This is a genomic window from Streptomyces sp. YIM 130001 (assembly GCF_003574445.1).
GTDB lineage: Bacteria > Actinomycetota > Actinomycetes > Streptomycetales > Streptomycetaceae > Streptomyces.
Window position 1 is genome coordinate 4,319 of sequence record NZ_KZ984584.1, and the last position, 17,793, is coordinate 22,111.

General features: G+C 70.2%; 12 protein-coding genes. 2 read left to right on the forward strand and 10 right to left on the reverse strand.

The features are described 5' to 3' along the window. Positions 1-59: 59 nt before the first annotated feature. Together DSC45_RS35240 and DSC45_RS35245 are read right to left on the reverse strand one after the other, a co-directional pair. On the reverse strand, positions 60-1,739 hold the full coding sequence (locus DSC45_RS35240) for an FAD-dependent oxidoreductase (RefSeq protein WP_119296129.1): 1,680 nt from the start codon (positions 1,737-1,739) through the stop codon (positions 60-62). Continuing rightward, complete coding sequence (locus DSC45_RS35245) at positions 1,736-2,311, reverse strand: DUF5987 family protein (RefSeq protein ID WP_162929452.1); 576 nt, start codon at positions 2,309-2,311, stop codon at positions 1,736-1,738. Before DSC45_RS35245 ends, DSC45_RS35240 begins: the two co-directional genes overlap by 4 nt. A 284-nt stretch (positions 2,312-2,595) precedes the next feature. Here DSC45_RS35245 and DSC45_RS35250 point away from each other — a divergent pair, with 284 nt between their 5' ends. Further along, a complete protein-coding gene (locus tag DSC45_RS35250; protein WP_119296130.1) occupies positions 2,596-3,618 on the forward strand; it encodes a ParB N-terminal domain-containing protein in 1,023 nt (340 codons plus the stop codon). Between the two features lie 16 nt (positions 3,619-3,634). Continuing rightward, the gene (locus DSC45_RS35255) at positions 3,635-4,405 is read left to right on the forward strand and encodes a helix-turn-helix domain-containing protein (RefSeq protein WP_119296131.1); all 771 of its coding nucleotides are present in this window, start codon (positions 3,635-3,637) and stop codon (positions 4,403-4,405) included. Positions 4,406-4,459: 54 nt separating this feature from the next. Here DSC45_RS35255 and DSC45_RS35260 read toward each other — a convergent pair whose 3' ends face one another. From DSC45_RS35260 to DSC45_RS35295, 8 genes are all read right to left on the reverse strand, one after another. Then, positions 4,460-5,803, reverse strand: coding sequence for a cytochrome P450 (locus tag DSC45_RS35260; RefSeq protein WP_119296132.1), 1,344 nt, complete (start codon positions 5,801-5,803; stop codon positions 4,460-4,462). Next, positions 5,803-6,351: a flavin reductase family protein gene (locus tag DSC45_RS35265; RefSeq protein WP_119296133.1), complete on the reverse strand. Its 549-nt coding sequence runs from the start codon at positions 6,349-6,351 to the stop codon at positions 5,803-5,805. The genes DSC45_RS35260 and DSC45_RS35265 overlap by 1 nt, the downstream gene beginning before the upstream one ends. After that, the gene (locus DSC45_RS35270) at positions 6,348-6,806 is read right to left on the reverse strand and encodes an acyl-CoA thioesterase (RefSeq protein ID WP_119296134.1); all 459 of its coding nucleotides are present in this window, start codon (positions 6,804-6,806) and stop codon (positions 6,348-6,350) included. The genes DSC45_RS35265 and DSC45_RS35270 overlap by 4 nt, the downstream gene beginning before the upstream one ends. Beyond that, positions 6,799-12,693 carry a type I polyketide synthase gene (locus tag DSC45_RS35275; protein WP_119296135.1) on the reverse strand — a complete coding sequence of 1,965 codons (5,895 nt, stop codon included), beginning with the start codon at positions 12,691-12,693 and terminating at the stop codon, positions 6,799-6,801. Before DSC45_RS35275 ends, DSC45_RS35270 begins: the two co-directional genes overlap by 8 nt. Further along, positions 12,690-13,715, reverse strand: a complete 1,026-nt coding sequence (locus DSC45_RS35280; RefSeq protein ID WP_240435030.1) for an RnfABCDGE type electron transport complex subunit D — start codon at positions 13,713-13,715, stop codon at positions 12,690-12,692. The genes DSC45_RS35275 and DSC45_RS35280 overlap by 4 nt, the downstream gene beginning before the upstream one ends. 2 nt (positions 13,716-13,717) lie before the next feature. Then, positions 13,718-15,628, reverse strand: a complete 1,911-nt coding sequence (locus DSC45_RS35285; protein ID WP_205571503.1) for a CRTAC1 family protein — start codon at positions 15,626-15,628, stop codon at positions 13,718-13,720. Beyond that, positions 15,625-16,620: a DUF1702 family protein gene (locus tag DSC45_RS35290; protein ID WP_119296136.1), complete on the reverse strand. Its 996-nt coding sequence runs from the start codon at positions 16,618-16,620 to the stop codon at positions 15,625-15,627. The genes DSC45_RS35285 and DSC45_RS35290 overlap by 4 nt, the downstream gene beginning before the upstream one ends. A gap of 69 nt (positions 16,621-16,689) precedes the next feature. Next, a complete protein-coding gene (locus DSC45_RS35295) occupies positions 16,690-17,670 on the reverse strand; it encodes a DUF1702 family protein (RefSeq protein ID WP_119296137.1) in 981 nt (326 codons plus the stop codon). Positions 17,671-17,793: the final 123 nt, after the last annotated feature.

The window sequence follows — 17,793 nt, forward strand, 5'->3', positions numbered from 1 at the left end:
GGGGTCGATGGGGCTGCCCGGTGCCGCACGGTCGCTGCCGTTCGCAGGGTGTGCCGGAGCTACCGGACGGTGGTCGGGGATTCGCTGCCCAGCAGGGTGGGCAGCCGGGGGATGACGTGGTCGCGGGCGCTGCGGGAGCCGTCGGGGGCGGGAGCGCCGTAACGGACCTTTACGTTCCGGCGCCTTGCCGCTTCGACGATGCCGGGGATGGCGCGCTCGGCGAGCGCCGCGATGGTCATGGCGGGGTTGACGGTCAGAGCGCCGGGAACGGCGGAGCCGTCGGTGACGAAGATTCCCGGGTGGCCGCGCAGTTCGTTGCGCTCGTCGAGCGCCGAGGTCTGCGGGTCGTCGCCGATGCGGCACGACGCGAGGGGGTGCACGGTGTAGGCACCGACCACGTCGTTGGTCCAGGGCATGACTTTGGACAGGCCGTCCTTCTCCAGGATCTCCTTCACTTCGGTGTCGGACTGTGCCCACGCGTCGAGGGTGGTGGGCTTCGGGTCGTAGCGGAGGTTTCCGCGTCCGAGCATCTGCTGGGATATGCGGTGGGCGTTTCCGGTCGCCGGCGGCGGGCCGAAGACGCCTTCGTTGTCGTCCTCGATCATGGTGAAGATCGTCAGCCAGGACGACCAGCGCTTGAGGATCTCCTTCTTCCGCGGTCCGAACCAGGTGGGTCCGCCGGTATCGGGCACCTGGGCAAGGATCGTTCCCAGGCCGGGCGGGAAGTACAGCTGTTCCAGGGAGTAGCGCGAGTATTCGGGCAGCGTGCCGTCCAGCCGGTCCCAGTTGGCCACGGTCGGGCCCTTGCCGATCTGGTTGGCGGCGTAGGCCACGCCGTCGCCGCGGTCCAGGCCGAGCAGCCGGGCGGCCTTCTCCTCGTCGATGACGGCGGTGTTGAGCCGTTCGCCGTTGCCGGAGAAGTAGCGTCCTACGGCGTGCGGCATGGCGCCCAGGGTGGATTCGCTGCGCTGCAGGATCACCGGGGTGGCGCCGGCGCCGGCGGCCATGACGACGATCTTCGCGTCGATGGTGCCGCTGCCGGTGCGGATGCGGTAGTCCTCGTCGTCGATGACGTTGTAGTGGATCCGATAGCTGCCGTCCGCGGTACGCGTGAGGTGCTGGACCTCATGCAGCGGGCGGATCTGCGCTCCGTGGGCGATGGCGGCCGGCAGGTAGTTGACCAGCAGCGACTGCTTGGCCTCGAATCTGCAGCCGGCCATCATCCAGTTGCAGTTGACGCACTTGGTGCTGTCGACGGCCGTGGGCAGCGGATTGGCGGTACGTCCCGCATGGTCGCAGGCCGCGGCCCACAGGCCGCCGGCGTAGCTGACGTCGGACCAGTCCTGCTTGGTGATGGCGATGGACTCGGCCACGCGGTCGTACCAGGGGTCGAGGGTGTCGCGGCTGACCGACTTCGGCCACATCGGCCGGCCGAGGCTGCCGCGGCGATCGAAGACGAAGCGCGGGGCGCGCGGCATGGCGGCGAAGTACACGACGCTGCCGCCGCCCACACAGTTGCCGCCGAGCACGCTCATCCCGTCGCCGACGACGAAGTCGAAGGCCCTGGTGTAGGAGGAGCCGAGCTTGTAGTCGTGCTCGAAGTCGTTGGTCTCCAGCCAGGGACCCCGCTCCAGGACGGTGACCTTCGCGCCGCCGGCAGCGAGGTGGTAGGCGGCGATCGCCCCGCCGAAGCCGCTTCCGATGACCAGGACATCGGTGCGTTCCGTGCCGGTGGTCATGCCGGACTCCCTGAGGGCGTGGTGTCGGGGTGGACGCGTGCGAGTGCGGTGCCGTATCCGGGCTTGGCGAAGCGCCACAGACCGTCCGCGTCGGGGCGGGTGATGCCCAACGCGGTCAGGCCGGGGTGTCCGTCGGCCAGTGCCTCGGCGGTGTGCCGGTGAGCGGCGGAGTCGAAGGCCATGTTGGAGAAGAGCGCGAGCATCACCCACAGCTCCTTCTCCGGGTGTCCGGGGCCGGTCAGCCGCTGCACCAGGGCGGTGCGGTGCTCAAAGTCCAGCGCCACGAAGGGCGGGACGCCGTCGTCGAGCATCAGCCCGGTCTCCGCGGCGTAGGTCCGGGTGTGTGCGTCCAGCAGCTGCACGAGGTCGTCCAGGCCTTCGGAGATGCCGGTGGCATCCCAGTGCATCAGCTCCAGGGCGCCGGCCGCGACGGCGCCGCCGCCGGCGGCCGCACCGGCCACCGCTCGGTCGTCGGGTCCGCGCTTCTCGCCGGGCACGATCGTGTCGGCGAATGCCTCAAGGGTCAGGGTCCGGTACGTGACCAGGTCTCCCCCGGTGTCATTGCCAGTCAACTCTGCCTCCCCTCGGCCGTGCGGTCATTCCGCGACGTGCAGAACGCTAGGTCCGGCGAGTTGGTTCAAGCAACCGAAGAATGCGTTCAAGCCGCCGGCCGGTGCATTTCTTTGCGGACTCTCCATAGTCACCGCATCTGTGTCATGAACAGCTCGCGAGAACCGGCTGACAGGTAGGCTCCGGCCCCTGATTTCCTCTGCATCTGTGCACGACCGGCGCGTTGTCCTAATGCAGCAGGTGTCCCGCATGCCGAAATTGCATAACCACCTTGGTTGGAGGGGCCATGGAGAGCTTTGGTGACATCGACACGGAACTACCGGCGCATTTCACACAGCCGGTGCGGATCAGCACTCTCACTGCCGCCGATTCGCCTCGCCTCGACGGAATCGACGAGGCGCACGCGCAGCGACTTGTCGAAGTATTCCCATCACTGCCGCCGATTCTCGTGCACCGGCCGACTCTGCGGGTGGTCGATGGCATGCATCGCGTACGGGCGGCCGCCCTGCTCGGGCTCGAACTCATAGACGCCCAGTTCTTCGACGACGCCGACGACGACGAGGCCTTCATCCAGTCCGTCGCCCGGAACATCGTGCACGGCCTGCCGCTGTCGACCGCCGATCGCAGAGCGGCCGCCGATCGCATCCTGGCCACGTTCCCGGCCATGTCGGACCGGAGCATCGCCGTGTATACGGGGCTCGATGCCAAGAGCGTGGCCGATGTGCGCCGTCGTTCAGCTGCGGATCTTCCGCAGTCGAACGTGCGTCTAGGCCTCGACGGCAAGGCCCACCCGCTCGACCGGAGCGTGGAGCGCCGGCACGCCGCCGAGCTGATGAGCCGGCGGCCCGAGTTGCCGCTGCGCGTCGTGGCCCAGGAGACCGGGCTGTCGCTGGGCACCGCCCACGACGTCCGCCAGAGGCTGCTCCGGGGCGAGGAGCCGGTTCCCCCGCCGCTTGCCTCGCCCCGGAGCTCCGCCACGGTGAACTCCGGAGCCGTGCAGCAGCCGAGACGGGCCGAGGCCTCCCTGCGCCCGCAGCGCGGCAGGCCGCAGGCGGGCCCGGCACGCAGCGCACTGGACCTGATGGGGGCACTCGCCAGTGACCCGTCACTGCGCAATTCCGAGGCGGGCCGCGACTTCGTGCGGTGGCTGCACGCCCACTTCTTCACCGACGATGCCTGGCGCCGGCGTATCGAGGCCGTCCCCCCACATCACTCCGAGACCGTGGCGAACATCGCCATGAAGTGCGCGGACACCTGGCGCCGGTTCGCCCAGGAACTGGGCGACCGAAAAATATCCAGGGACATGTGAGCGGAAAGGAGCGTCCATGGTCGCCAGTTCCGTTAATGCCATTCTCCGGGTCATCGAGGAGATGCACCGCCATCTCGACCAGGAGCTGACCATAAACGACATGGCCAGGACGGCCATGTTCAGCAAATTCCACTTCACCAGGGTCTTCAGCGAGGTGACCGGAACATCGCCGCGGCGGTTCCTTTCCGCCCTCAGGCTGCAGGAGGCCAAAGGGCTGCTGCTCACCACCGAGCTGACCGTGGCCGATATCAGCAGTCAGGTGGGATACAGCAGTGTCGGCACCTTCAGCTCACGTTTCAAAGCCTGTGTGGGAGTCTCGCCGAGCAGGTTTCGCGAGGTGCGCGGAAACGTGCGGGAACTGGACCTCGACCCGGCGGACCACCGTGCTTCGACCCATCGGATCTCGTTACGGGGCCGCCTTGTGCTGCCCGGTGACCGGCCCATCGGACCGGTCTTCGTAGGGCTGTTCCCCAGCTCGATTCCCCAGGGCCGGCCCGCGCGGTATCTCGTGGCGGATGGGCCAGGGCCCTTCGAGCTGCATCACCTTCCCGAAGGGGACTGGCACGTCCTTGCTCACTCCATCCCCTACAGCGGCCTGTCCGCTTCGGGCGGAGACGACCACGGCACGCGCAACGCGCTGTCCGTCGGGCGCCGCGGCCCGGTCACGATGCAGGTCGGGGTGCGGCCGATGCCCGTGGACATCCTTTTGCGCCCGGCGGACCCATGGGACCCCCCGGTGCTGCTCGCGGTGCCGGGGGACGCGGCGGGCTGGAAATCCGCCGCGTGAGGGCCCGCGCCCCGGCCCTCGTCGGCGCGAGCGCGGCGCGGTGGCCGAGGCGTGTCAGCTCACCGGGGCCACAGTCATCGGCAGTCCGCCGGCCATGCGCAGCGACAGCATCGGCTCCGGGGTCCCTTGGTGACCGGGCAGCGAGGTGAGCGTCAGGTCCCGGGTGAGGAGGGCGGTGACGAAGACCGCTTCCATCATGCCGAGGTTGCTGCCGATGCAGAACCGGGGACCGGCGCCGAAGGGGATATACGCGTAGCGCGGCCGGTGCGCCACCCGCTGCGCGTCGAATCGTTCGGGGTCGAACCGTTCCGGGGCGTCCCACAGTCCGGGGTGGCGGTGCAGGATGTACGGGCTGATCAGCACGTCGGCCCCGGCCGAGACCGTGTAGCCGCCGACCTCGTCCGTCTGCTGGGCCACGCGCGGCAGCACCCACACCGGCGGGTACAGGCGCATGGCCTCCTGCACCACCATGGTGGTGTACGTCAGCCGGTGGAGGTCTTCGAGTTGCGGGCTGCGGTCGCCGAGGATCTCCACGGCTTCCGCGCGCACCCTGCGGCGCACCTCGGGATGGCCGTCGAGCAGCCTGAGCGTCCAGCCGAGGGTGCTGGCGGTGGTCTCATGGCCGGCGAGCAGCAGGGTGATGACTTCTTCCCGCAGCCGTGACCGGGCGGCGGCGTCGGTGGCCCGGCCGGTCGCAAGAATCATCCGGCCCAGGGCATCGTGCGGCGTGTCGCCGTCGGCCATACGGCCGGTGCGCTCCGCCACCAGCCTGTCGGCGATCCCGTACAGCTTTCTGCGGGCCTTGCGGAACCGCAGCTGTCCAGGAGAGGGCAGCCACTTGGGCACCAGGCCCTGCGTCACCATCTCGAACATGGCCTGGTCCTGGACCGCTTCGAAGGAGTGCGCCACTGCTTCGCAGCCGCCGAGGTCCGTCTCGAGGAGGGTGCGGCCGAGCACGCCGAGGGTGAGTCCCGTGAGTTCGCCCTGGACGTCGACGGGGCCGGCGCCTTCGTACCCGCGCAGCAAGGTCACCAGCTTCGCCGCCTCTTCCGCGACCGCGTCCGCTTGGCTCGCTATGCGCGTGGGCTTGAAGGCCGGCTGTACGGTGCGGCGCTGGCGCTGCCAGAGTTCTCCCTCGCTGGTCAGCAGGCCGTCGCCGAGGGCGCGTCGCGCCTGTATCAGGCCGATGCCCTTGTGGTAGTTGTCACTGTTGTCCGCGAGCACATGCTTTGCATAGTCCGGGTGGTTGAACACATAGAGCTTCTTGGGGCCGAGCACGACCCGGACCGCATCGCCGAGGGCGGCGGCCTCGCGCATCAGGCCGAGCCGGTCGACGGCAAGCTTCCGCAGCAGCCCGGGCAGCGCGGTGAGCGGCGGGCCCGGGGGGAATCTGGTCATCACGCCCCGCCTTCCAGGCCCCGGGCCGCCAGGCGGCGGAACTGTCCGCCCTGGAAGACCAGCGGGGCGTCGACCGCCGCCGTCCGCCCAGCGGACAGCACCCGGCCGACGAAGATGGTGTGATCGCCGCCGTCGTAGAGCCGCTCCTTGACGCATTCGACATGCGCCAGCGCACCGGCGATCAGCGGGGTGCCGGTGGCGGGGCCGGACAGCCAGTCGACGGCCTCGAACTGGCCCCGTCCCGCCGGCCGGGAATGGTCGGCGAAGTGCCGGGACACGGCCTCCTGCCCCTCCGACAGCACGGAGACCGCGAAGGTCTCCGTGTGACTGAGGCTGCGGTGCATGACCGCCTCGCGTCCGACGCAGATCAGGACCAGAGGCGGGTCGAGGGAGACCGCGGTGAACGAATTCGCGGTCATGCCCCGGCAGTTGTCCCCTCCCACGGTCACCACCGTGACCCCGGTGGCGAAGGTTCCGAAGGTGCGGCGCAGCTGCTTGCCGTCCTCGATGTCGACCAGCTTCGCGGGCCGAGCCGCCATGACGCTCATGCGGGCCTCCCGGCATGTGTCGTGCCATGGGGCACGGTCGGCGGCAGCGGCTCGTGGTCCGGCACCAAGGGCACCGGGGGCGAGCCCACGGCGGCGCCGGCGCCCGGCCGCCTGTAGGCGATGCGCTGGCTGCCCCGGGCCACCAGCTCCTCGCCGCCCCCGGGAAGGAGCCTGACGTGGTCGAAGGTGAACTCCAGCTGGCCGTCCTGGACTTCCCGGGGCTGCACCCGGATCGCCAGCTCGTCGCCCGGCGCGATCGCGGTGTAGAGCTCGCAGTCGACTTCGAGGGTGACGGGGTCGGCGTCCGGCGGGCTCCCGGAGGTGGCGAGCCGCTGCACGAGGTAGAGGTCCCGGCAGTGCTCCTGACGGAGCAGGCAGCTCAGATAGGCGTTGTCGGTCGCGCCGTCCGGCTCGTCGACGCCGGCTGTGTAGGTGTAGGCGGGGATCTCAGGCATGGTTGGGTCCTTCGTTGCCGGGCGGTGTGCGGTCCGTGAGTACGGCGAGGACGACGGGCTCCAGGGTGGTGCGCAGCGTGGTGACGAAGGTCGCGACGGTGAGTTCGCCGCAGGTGAAGGAGACCCAGTTGGTGCTGGTGCGCGGGGTCAGCGCGAGGGGGGCCTGTGCCAGGTAGCCGGCCTTGCGCAGACATTCCGTGGCGCTCCATACCCGGGTGGCGGCCGTGTCGGGGGCCTCGCCGGTCTCCTGGGCGGCGAGGGCTGCCAGGGGTGCGTACTCGCCCAGCAGCGCCTGCCACTCGCTGTCCGGCCGGACGTGGACCGGCTCGATGTCGCAGGCCACGGTGCTGTCCGAGATCACGGCAAGGGTCACGCCCATGCCGTGGGCGGCGGAGACCTGGCGGCCGCCGTCGAGCTCCGGCCGTCCGTCGGGCCGGTAGCGCACGTCGGCGTGGGTGCCGAGGGCCCGTTGAACGGCGGCCGAGGTCGCCGCCCGGCGTCCCCCGACGACGCCCGTGCGGGTGCTGCCGGTTCTGACGGTTTCCGGGGTGTCCTCTTCTTCCTCCCGGTCCGGTTCGACCGCGACGGCGATGCGCCGGCCGAGCTTGTCCTCCAGCGCCCGTTCCAGATAGGGGCCGAGCAGTGGTGGCGCCCAGGGGCCGTTGCCGTCGGATTTGCGTACGGCGTGCAGGGTCAGGCCGTCCCAGCGTTCCACCACGGTGCCCTCGCTGTCGCGTACGGCGATGTCGTAGACGTAGGTGTCGCCGTCCCGTGATCGCTCGGTGGCGCAGTAGCGCAGCTCTTGCGGGTTCCCGGGGAGCGCGTCGGCCGCCATCGGCTGTATCCGCTCGATGCCGGACGGCAGCAGCGTGGCATCGGGTACGCAGACCTGATTGCCGTGCATCAGCGCGTCGCGCATCCCGGGGTCCGCGAGCAGCAGCGTGGACGGCAGGAAGCCGGCGAACCAGCCGGAGGGCTCGGCGAGCGCCACGTCGGCGTCGACCTCGCGGGTGGCGGCCCGGTGGTAGCGCCGCAGCCGCTGGAAGCGTGCCCCCTGGAACAGCACGCTGCCGTACAGGTCGTCCGCCGGGTCCAGGGGAACCGGGGCGGTGCCGGGGGCGACCTGCTCGGGCGCCCCGGCGGGGACGGGCTCGTTCGTGTAGACCAGACGGGCCCGGAAGTGCTCTGCGGCAAACCCGGTGTCCTCGGCGTGGATGGCCACATCCACGGTGTCGGGTCCGGTGACCGTGGCGGCGATCCGGATTCGGGCGGAGCCGCTGGGCGGCACCACGATGGGCCGCAGGAATTGCGCGTCCTCGAGGGCGGGGGTGCTCGTCCAGCCGGTGGCCGCGAAGGCCACCTGGGTCATGGCTTCCATGCCCATGACGGCGGGCATCAGCAGGTTGCCGTCCAGCAGATGGTCGGCGAGGTAGGGGTCGGTGCCCGCGTTCAGCTCCACCTCGGTGACCAGTTCGACGCCGTGGTAGCGGATCAGCGGGGTGCCGGTGAAGCGCAGCAGCGGCAGCGGGGGCAGGTCGCGGCGGATGGTGCCGATGCCCTCGGTGCGGCCGCTGACCACCGTGACGACGGGCGCTTCGGGGTCGGCGATCAGGCGGAGCAGGATCTCCACCCCCTGGTCGGGTGCGACCGGGGTGATGCCCTGGCGGGCCAGCGTCTCGACGACGGACAGCTTCTCCCCCATGCCGACGCCCGACCAGACCGACCACTCCAGGCAGCGGGCCCGGCAGTCGGGGTGGGTGCGGGCCACCTCTTGCGTGAGGTCGGCGAGCCATTCGTTCGCCGTCGCGTAGTGCGCCTCGCCCTGCAGCCCGGCGCGGCCGATGATGCTGCCGAAGGTGACCAGGAGCTTGAGGTGTTCGGGTCCGACGGCGTCCAGTACGGTGCGCAGACCCTCGACCTTGGGTGCGAAGGTCCGCTCGATCTCCGTCGTGGTGAGCCCGCTCAGGGCGCCGGGCTCATTGCGGCCGGCGCCGTGCAGCATCGCGGTGATGGGTCCGAGTCGGCCGGTGAGCTCGCCGACCGCCGCCCGGACCGCCTCGGCGTCGGTGACGTCGGCGCGGGCGTAGTGGACGGCCACGCCGCGGTCGGCCATCCGGGCCAGGTTGGCGGAGAGTTCGGTGTCGGCATCAGGATCGGAGCGCCCCAGGATGGCGAGTGCGGCACCGGTTTCCCGGGCCACGGCCAAGGCGCACTCGGCGGAGATTCCCTTGCCGCCGCCGGTCGCGAGGAGGACGTCCGAATGGCCGATCGGCAGTTCCGTACGGCCGGCACGGGTCGGCAGCGCCGCCAGGGTCGGCACCCGGCGCGTACCGTCGGCGTCGTGGTGCGCCTCGCTGAAGCGGGTGCTGCCGGTGACGGCCGCCACCTCGGCGAGCACGCGCTCCACCGCCTGCCGGGCGCTGCCGGCGGTGAGCGGCGTGTGGACGATGGTGGTGCGCAGCCCGGACTGTTCCAGGTGCAGGGTCTTGGCCAGGCCGGCGGCGCCGCGGCCGTCCTGCACCAGGACGAACCGCAGATCCGGCGTGTCCCCGGCGGCCGCCAGGGCGGCCTTGGCGCCGTTCAGCGCGTATTCCACCTCTTCGGGCGGGCAGGCGGCGGACAGGCAGACCAGAATGCCGGGGCCCAGCGACGACTGCCGCAAGGCGGTGCGCAGTTGGCCGGCCACCGGATGGCCGTCCGCGGCGAAGAGCTGCCATTCGCTGGCGCCGCCGGTGGCGGCCGGCGCGGCGGGCAGTGCGACCGGCTGCGGTGCGACGGAGAAGGCACGAGCCCATGGTGCGGCGCCGGCCACCACCGGGGCGGTGTCCGGTCCGGCGGTGCCGGAGAGGGTCTCCAGGGCCTCGGCGATGTCTCCCACCGTGGCCGTGGCGAAGTTGGTCGGTATCTGCGCGGCGGGGATGCCCAGCTGGGTGGCGGCCTGGTTGACGATCTGCCCGACGGTGATCGAACTCAGATGCAGGTCGTCCAGCAGGGTGCTGCCCGCGTCGACCAGCTCCGCGGGCAGTTCGGCGCGTTCGGCGGCGAGAGCCACCAGGACCTCGAGTGCCGAGTCGCCGGCGTTGCCGGCGTTGCCGGCCGCCGTGGCCTCACCGCCGCGGTCGGCCGCGGCGGCGGTCTTGGCCGTGACAGCGGGCAGATCGTGCTGCGGCGCCTGCTCGCAGGGGCTGGCGAGGAAGGTGAGCTCGGCCCCGATGGTCAGCGGACGGGTCAGCCGGTCGCGGAAGAGCCGCTCGTGCATCACCGGCGCGCCGAGGACCCACGCCGCCGCGGCGACCTGCAGGAGCGAACGCAGGGATTCGTCATCGGTGTTGAGCGTCAGCGCGGGCACGTCGGTGGAGGAGGGCGCGAGGCCACTCAGCACCCGGCCGGGGCCGACCTCGATGAACAGGTCGACCTCCTTGGCCGCGGTGGTCACCGCCTGCGTGAACAGCACCGGTTCGGTGATCTGCCGGCGCAGCAGCCCGGCGATGTCCGTGTGCGGCGTCAGTTCCGATCCGGTGACGGTGGAGACGACCTGCCGGGCCGGCTCGGCGAAGGCGGCGGTGGTGAGCCAGCGGCCGAAGGCGTCCGCGGCGGGGGCGACCAGCGGTGAGTGGAAGGCATGCGACACCGCGAGGCGGGTGCACGCGATCCCGCCGTTCCCGGCTCGGTCGGCGAGTGTGTCGACCGCCTCGACGGGGCCGGCGACGACGGTCCGCTCGGGCCCGTTGTAGCCGGCCACGACGAGCGGCAGCCCGTCCATCAGCTCCTCGACGACCGCCGGTGCGGCGCTGAGCGAGGTCATGGTGCCAGAGGCGCTGTGCTCGGCCATGGCCAGGCCACGGACCCGGGCGGCGTCGAGCAGCACCTGGGCGTCCATGGCGCCGGCCCAGTGCAGGGCCGCGAGTTCGCCGAGGCTGTGTCCGACGGCGACGTCCGCCTCGATGCCGAGGGCATCCAGCGCCCGCAGGCCGGCCAGCGATCCGGTGGCGATCCGGGGCTGAGCCACCTCGGTGGCGGTGGTGTCGGTGCCGGCGGGCAGGCCGGCGGTGGCGTACACGTCCGCCGCTTCGGGCAAGCGGCGCGCCAGGGCGCCGCCGTCGGTCCTCTTGCCCGAGCCCTGGCCGGGGAAGAGGAACCCGATCCGGCAGTCCTCGCCGCTCCGGCCGAGGAACGTACGGTCCTCGGCGGTGATCCGGGGGCCGGCGTCGGACCCGCGTGCATCGATGGCCTCGATGAGCCCACGCAGCTGCTGTCCGGCGTCCTCCGGGGACGTGACGACCGCGGCCGCGCGCCACGGCTGGTCGTGCAAGTCACGCTGGAGGGTGGCGGCGAGATCACCGATCTGCGCGTACGACAGCCGGCCGGTGTAGTCGGCCACCTCGACCAGCCGTGCACGCAGCTCGTCAGGAGACTGCGCGTCGAACAGCAGGAGTTCGCTGTCCTGCAAGGAACCGGCCAGGGTCACGGCGCGTCGGCTGGGGGCCTTGTGCGGCCGGGGGGCGGTCTTGTCGAGGACGACGTGCGTGTTGATCCCGCCGAAGCCCATGGCGGTGATGCCGGCGCGCAGCGGTGCGTCGCCCGGCCAGGCCTCGGCCTTGCGCAGGGCACGCAGCGGGGCCCGCTCCTCGGTGAGCAGTTCGTGCGGTTCGACGCAGCCGATGGCCGGCGGCAGCGTCCGCGTGTGGAGCGACATGGCCGCCTTGATCAGCCCGGCGATACCGGCCGCGGCCTTGGTGTGGCCGATCATTCCCTTGACGGAACTGATGGCGGCGGGCCGGTCGGCGCCGGCAGCCTTCCGGGACTGCGACAGCGCGGTGAGTTCGGTGTTGTCGCCCACCGCGGTGCCGGTGCCGTGCCCCTCGAACAGCGGGACGGTCTCGATGCCGAAGCCGGCCATCGCGTACGCACGGTCGACGGCCCGGCGGTAGCCGCTGACCTCAGGGCGGGTGATGCCGCCCTGCCCGTCCGAGGAGATCCCCCAGCCGGCGATGCTCGCGTAGATCTTGTGGCCTGCGGCGAGCGCGTCCTCCTCGCGCATGAGCACGGCCATGCCGCAGCCCTCGCCGGGCCAGAAGCCGTTGGAGTGGCGGTCGTACAGCCGCATCTCGTGCTTGGCCAGGGCTCCCGTCTTGGCGAACCCGATGATCTCGAAGGGGTCGATGGACAGGTCCACGCCGCCGGCGACGACCACGTCCGCGGCGCCGCTGATCAGCGATGATCCGGCCGTTGTCACGGCCAGCAGCGACGAGGAGCAGGCCCCGTCAACCGTGTAGCCGCCGCCGTTCAGATCGAAGTGGTTGCAGATGCGGCCCGCGATGGTGTTGGACAGGCCGCCGGCCAGGGTGTCCTCGTCGGTCGGCGGGAAGGGCTTCTTGTAGTCCTCCTCCACGCGCGCGGCGAACTCCGCGATGCGCTCGTCGTCCCACCCCATCTCCGTGAGGGCGCCGGCGAGGACCCGCCGGACGTAAGGCCAGCGCAGCCGCATCAGGTTGGCCCGGGAGAACTCACCGGTGAGCGTGTTTCCGATCACCACGCCGGTCGTCTCGCGCGGCAGCCCGCTGCCCGCCAGGAAACCGGCGTCGGCCAGCGCCTGCCCCGCGGTGTCCAGGGCGAGCCAGTGCGTCAGGTCGGTCGAACGGTAGGTGCTGCCCGCGGTCCTGTGGGCGACGCGGTCGAACTCATAACCCTCCAGCACCGCCGCGGTGCGGGAGTAGAAGCGGTCCGGCGCCGCCGGATCGGGATCGAAGTAGTCGGCAAGGTTCATCCGCACATCGGGCAGCCGGCGAAAGGCCCGGCGGCCGGCGACGGCGTTCTCCCACAGCTCCTGCGGGGACGCCGCATCGGGATAGCGGCAGGCCATGCCGACGATGGCTATGCGGCTCATGCAGACACCGGCTCCTTCTGCTCGCCCGCTCCGGTTCCGCCCTGCGGCGCGGCCTCCGGCACCGGGGCGTAGGACGTACGGACCGGGGCCGGGACGGGGGCCGCCACTGCGGTGCGGTTGCCGAGGTAGCTCAGCCACCACAGGTAGCCACCGCGGATCAGGCAGACCAGCGCCGTCGCGAAGAAGAGCCCGTAGGCGATGTGCAGGGCGGTGAGCAGCCCGTACATGGCGGCGACGCCGCCGCCGAAGGCGATCTGGGAGCGGGGCCGGGACGGCGATGTCCCGGGGTCGGTGATCATGTAGTTCGTGAACAGGATGAAGGCCGTGCCGGTCATCATGCCCAGCGCCGAGGGGACGGAGGTCCCGAAGAGGAGGCCGCGGACGATCGCCTGCAGCGCGAATCCGCCGACCCAGGCGGCGATCAGCCACATGCGGCCGGTGAGCTTGGCGTTCAGCATGGTGCCGAGCACGATGATGATCGCGGGCAGCACCCAGTCGGCGGGGCCGTAGAGGTACTCGGTGAAGTGGTACGGCGGCGCGATGCTGGCCCAGGGGAAGAGCAGCAGGATGACGGCGATGCCGAAGTTCGACGGGTTCATGAAGTGCCGCATCCGGCCGCGCAGCGGTGCCCGCAGCACCCACTTGGTGCCGACGGCGACGATCACGCCGAACACCATGACCCAGACCCGGTCGTTGACGTAGGTCAGCATGTTCACGGCGAGGCCGGTGATGTGCGAGGGGAGCAGGAACTCGATCACCCCGCGCCGGCCGCCGCCGAGGAAGCGGGCCCGGCGCCCGTCGACCCGGGCGCTGATCGCCTCCAGGCCGGTCTCCACGGCGTACGCGGTGGCCACCGCGATGAGCGGCCAGGTCCATGGCTGTTCAAAGCCGAGCACGGTGTAGCCGAGGATGTTCAGTACGGAGATCGAGACGGCGAATCGGGTCAGCGCCTTGATGACCTTGGCATCGTGCCGGGGCGCTGCCGGCGGTGGCGTCTGCTGGGGCGTGTGGATGTCGGACACGATCACTTCTCCTTGGCCTCGGCGCCGAGCTGGAGCGTGTGCCAGCCGGGGCTCAGCTGAAGATCCTGGTTATGTACCTGGCCGCCGCGGTCCCGCCAGGTGAGCTGGACCTGCAGCGGATCGCCGGTCTGCTTGCCCAGGCCGATGTGGACGTCGCTGCTGCGCCGGCCGGAGTGGCCGCTGCCGCCGTCGACGCGGCCGATGCGGGTGCCGCCGTCCGGCAGCGTCACCCTCGCCTGCGCGCCGACCACCGGCGAGCCCTTCGCGTCGACGAGGTGGAGACCGAGGTAGTCGCCGGGCTGCTTGCTGGTGTTGCTGTAGAAGACGGGCTCGCCCCACTGACGGGCGATGGCCATGTCCAGCTTGCCGTCGCCGTCCGCGTCACCGGTGGCCACGCCCCGGGTGGGAATCGGCACGTCCAGCCCGAGTTCCTGGGCGAGGTTGGCGTAGCCCCCCTCGCCCGTCTTGCTGAAGAAGCGCAGGGTCTGGTCGCCGGCTAGGTCGTCGCCCTCGCGGACGTTGGGCCACCACAGCGGGTTGGAGACGAGGGCGTCGTTGGCGGTCGCCAGTTCCTGCAGCTGGGGCCACCGGTTGGTCTTTCCTTTGACGAAGCCGGTGGCCTGGGCGATCTCCAGGTCGCCGTTGTTGTCGAAGTCACCGAACTTCACATCCCAGCCCCAGCCCGACCACGCCAGCCCCAGCGACGCGCTGCGGTCGGTGTAGGGGGCTTCCCCCCGGCGCAGCTTGGCGCGCAGGTCCGCCTTGCCGCTGGAGTCGTCGAAGAAGGCGAAGTTGGACTCCTGGATGCCGAAGGAAGTGGTGATGTTCGAGACGAACGCGTCGTAGCGGCCGTCGTTGTCGAGGTCACCGAAGTCGATGCCCATGCCCTTGAAGGAACTGCGGCCCATCTCCTTGGATTTGGGCACGGTGCCGCTGTGGACGGACTTCACCTCGGCGAAGCCGATCTTGCCGGGGCGGGAGGTGTTGTAGAGCATCGCGGAGGTGCCGAAGTCGTGTCCGAGGTACAGCTCGGGACGCTGGTCGCCGTCGACATCGTTGGCGGAGGCCGCCAGGGTCCATCCCTTGTCGATGTCGTCGGGCAGGACGTTCTTCTGCTCCTTGTAGCCCTCTTCGGTCCAGCGGAAGAAGTGAGAGCCGCCGCCGTTCTGGGCGTGCGACAGCGAGGAGTTCATGGTCACTCCGCCGTCCTTCGACGGGTCGAGGACCGGGCTGTCGGGGAAGTAGTTGCCGATCAGAATGTCGTTGTGGCCGTCGCCGTCGAAGTCGGCGACGGCGGAGGTGTTGGAGTTCCACTGCGGGCCCTTGTAAGTCCCGTCCCGGTTACCGGGCACCAGCTCCACCGGCTCGAAACCACCGTCCATGGCCATCTCACCGCCCTTCGCGAGGAAGAGCACCGGGGTGCGTCCCCAGTAGTACACGAGAAGGTCGGTGGCGCCGTCCTCGTTGTAGTCGGCGGGCGTGCAGCCCATCGGCGCCATCGTCTTGTTCATCGGCAGCGGGGCGGGGTCCAGCACGAACGGCTTGTAGGTCTTGCTCTTACGGTCGCCCACCGGTGCCGGTGTCACCGCGACCTGATCGGTCCTGGGGTCGGTGATGCACAGGTCGTTGTCCAGCCCGTCGCCGTCGATGTCGTTCATGGCGACACCGGCACCGACGGAGGAGATCCAGGCATCGATGTTCTCGTACGCCTTGTTGACCTTGCGGTTGGTCTGCTGCGGGAAGCCTGACGGCATCGATATCGACTTCGGCTCGAACGCGAAGTTCTCCGCCAGCTTCCGCTGATCGGCCGCGGAGGTCTCCGGGAGCTGCACGGCGTAGAAGGTGCCCACCATCAGGGCGAGGGCGACCACGCCGGGCGCCTGTTTGATCAGCCATATCCGAGGGTGGGTCATGAGTTCGCATCCTTCTCCGCGGGAGATACCGCGGCGAGTTCGGCAGCGACCTGCTGTTTCCAGGTCTCGTAGGCCGGTATGCCGGCGACGACGTCGCGGTCGCCGGCGGCGGGCATCAGATCGCGGCAGAGCGCGGCCGCCTGCTGCGGGGTCCGGTCACACAACACCCTGGCCGCGAGGTGGGTGTGCGGGATCGTCAGGCCCGCCATCTCGCGGGCCTCGGCCGCGAACGCGGCGCCCTGGGCGAGCTGCGCGTGGTGCTCGCCCGCCTGCTGGACAAGCACCCGCAGCTCGTCCTCGCTGACGCTGCCCGCATAGGTGGCGGCCAGCCCGGCGCCGGCATACAGATCGGCATGCCTGTGCTCGGCGTAGGCCCCGATCAGGTCCGCGACCGTGTCCGGATCGGTGCCGCCGACAAACCACAGCGCGCGGCCGATGCCCTGATCGATCGCTCGCGCGCTGTACACGTCCGGTCCACCGGCCCAACTGAAGGGGTGTTCCCGGTGCGGGTCCCGGACGTAACTGTCGGTACGGAAATACGCCTGGTGGAAGCCGTAGCCGTCCAGGATCAGCCAGCGCAGCAGAGGGTCGGTCCGGGTCACGTCGGGCCACAGGAAACGCGGCAGCCGGGCCATGGCCCAGCCGATACCGACGTAGACCATGTAGATGTGCTGCTGCCCCTGCCCGGCGAGCAGGCCGGTCAGCCGCTTCGTGCTCCCTGCCAGGCAATCGAGCATGACGGCGCCCATACCGGCACCTTCATAGGCAAATCCACGGAACGGCCGGTCCACCGCTTCCAGCCATTCCTCGGCCTCGGCGGGCGAGCGGGCTTCAACGGCATAGCCGTAGCCCTGCAGGAAAGTTCTCCCAATCGTCTCCAACTGCTCCTTCGCTTCCGCGGACTTCACGTGAAAGCCGCGGACTTCCAGTTCGGTGGCCGAGACGTTGGGCGTAAGAATCTTGCGCCGCAGCGCACGGAGACGTTTGGACACGCGAAGAACCGCCTCTCATTGGTTACCTATGAGCATGGATACGGAAGGTGAGATGGCCCGGAATGCAACTCAACGACCCTGGTTGTCCGGGAGCTTGCTCCGGACGGCACGACGCCACAGTTCGTAGGCGCAGGTGCCGCTTTCGTCGTCGGGCACGGCGCAGTCGTCGGCGAGCCCGGACGCCTGCCGCACCGAAAGGCCGGCCAGGGTATGCACGGCAGCGTGAGTGTGCTCGGGTATCGCCTGCGCGTGGTCACGGGCCTTGGCGGCGAACACCGCGCCCTGCGCCAGGTGCGCCCAGTGCTCCCCCGCCGCAGTACGCAGCGTTTCCAGACCGGTCGGCGCACAACAGCCGGCGAACGTGGCCGCGAGCCCTACGCCGCTCCACAGGTCCGGCTGCCGCTCAACGGCGAACCGGCGGACCGCGGCGACGACATTCCCGGCGGACGCGCCGTGGATGAACCACAGCGCCCGACCGATCCCCTGGTCCACGGCACGCAGGAAGTACGCAGAGTCCCCCTGCCACGGATACGCCTCGGGCACCCGCTGGTCGTCCACGAAACGAGGGGTGTGGAAGTAGGCCTTGTCGAAGCCGTAACCGTCCACAGCCAGCCAATGCATCTGCGGGTAGGAGGCGGCATCGGTGAGCTCGGGGAGCACCTTCTTCCACAGCAGCCGGGGAAGACGGGCCATGGCGAACCCGATACCGATGTAATTGAGGAAGATGTGCCGGGCTCCCCCGCCCGTGAGAAGGTCCCGGGTACGAGTACCGCGACCCGGCCCCATGACATCACGGATGACACAGGCCATGGTCGCACCCTCGTACGCGAAACCCTGCAGTTCCAGATCGACCATCGCCAGCCGACACTCGGCCTCCGGCAGACTCGACGCCTCGATTCCCCACTCGAAACCACAGACGACGGCCCGCGGAACATGCTCTAACCGCCGGGTAACAGCCGTCGACTCAACGGGAAAACCACGCCGAGCGAACCCCACCTCAACCAGGGACGGGGCCATGAGCACCCTACGCAGCGTTCCGATCACCGCCATGTCCGCCTCCTCGTCTCCACAACGGGTCCAAGAAGCTTCATCGTCAGTCGACACCGGACACCAGGCATCTTCAGACGTGCGCAAGCACTCGACGACACAGCACCACCAAACACCCCAGAAAAA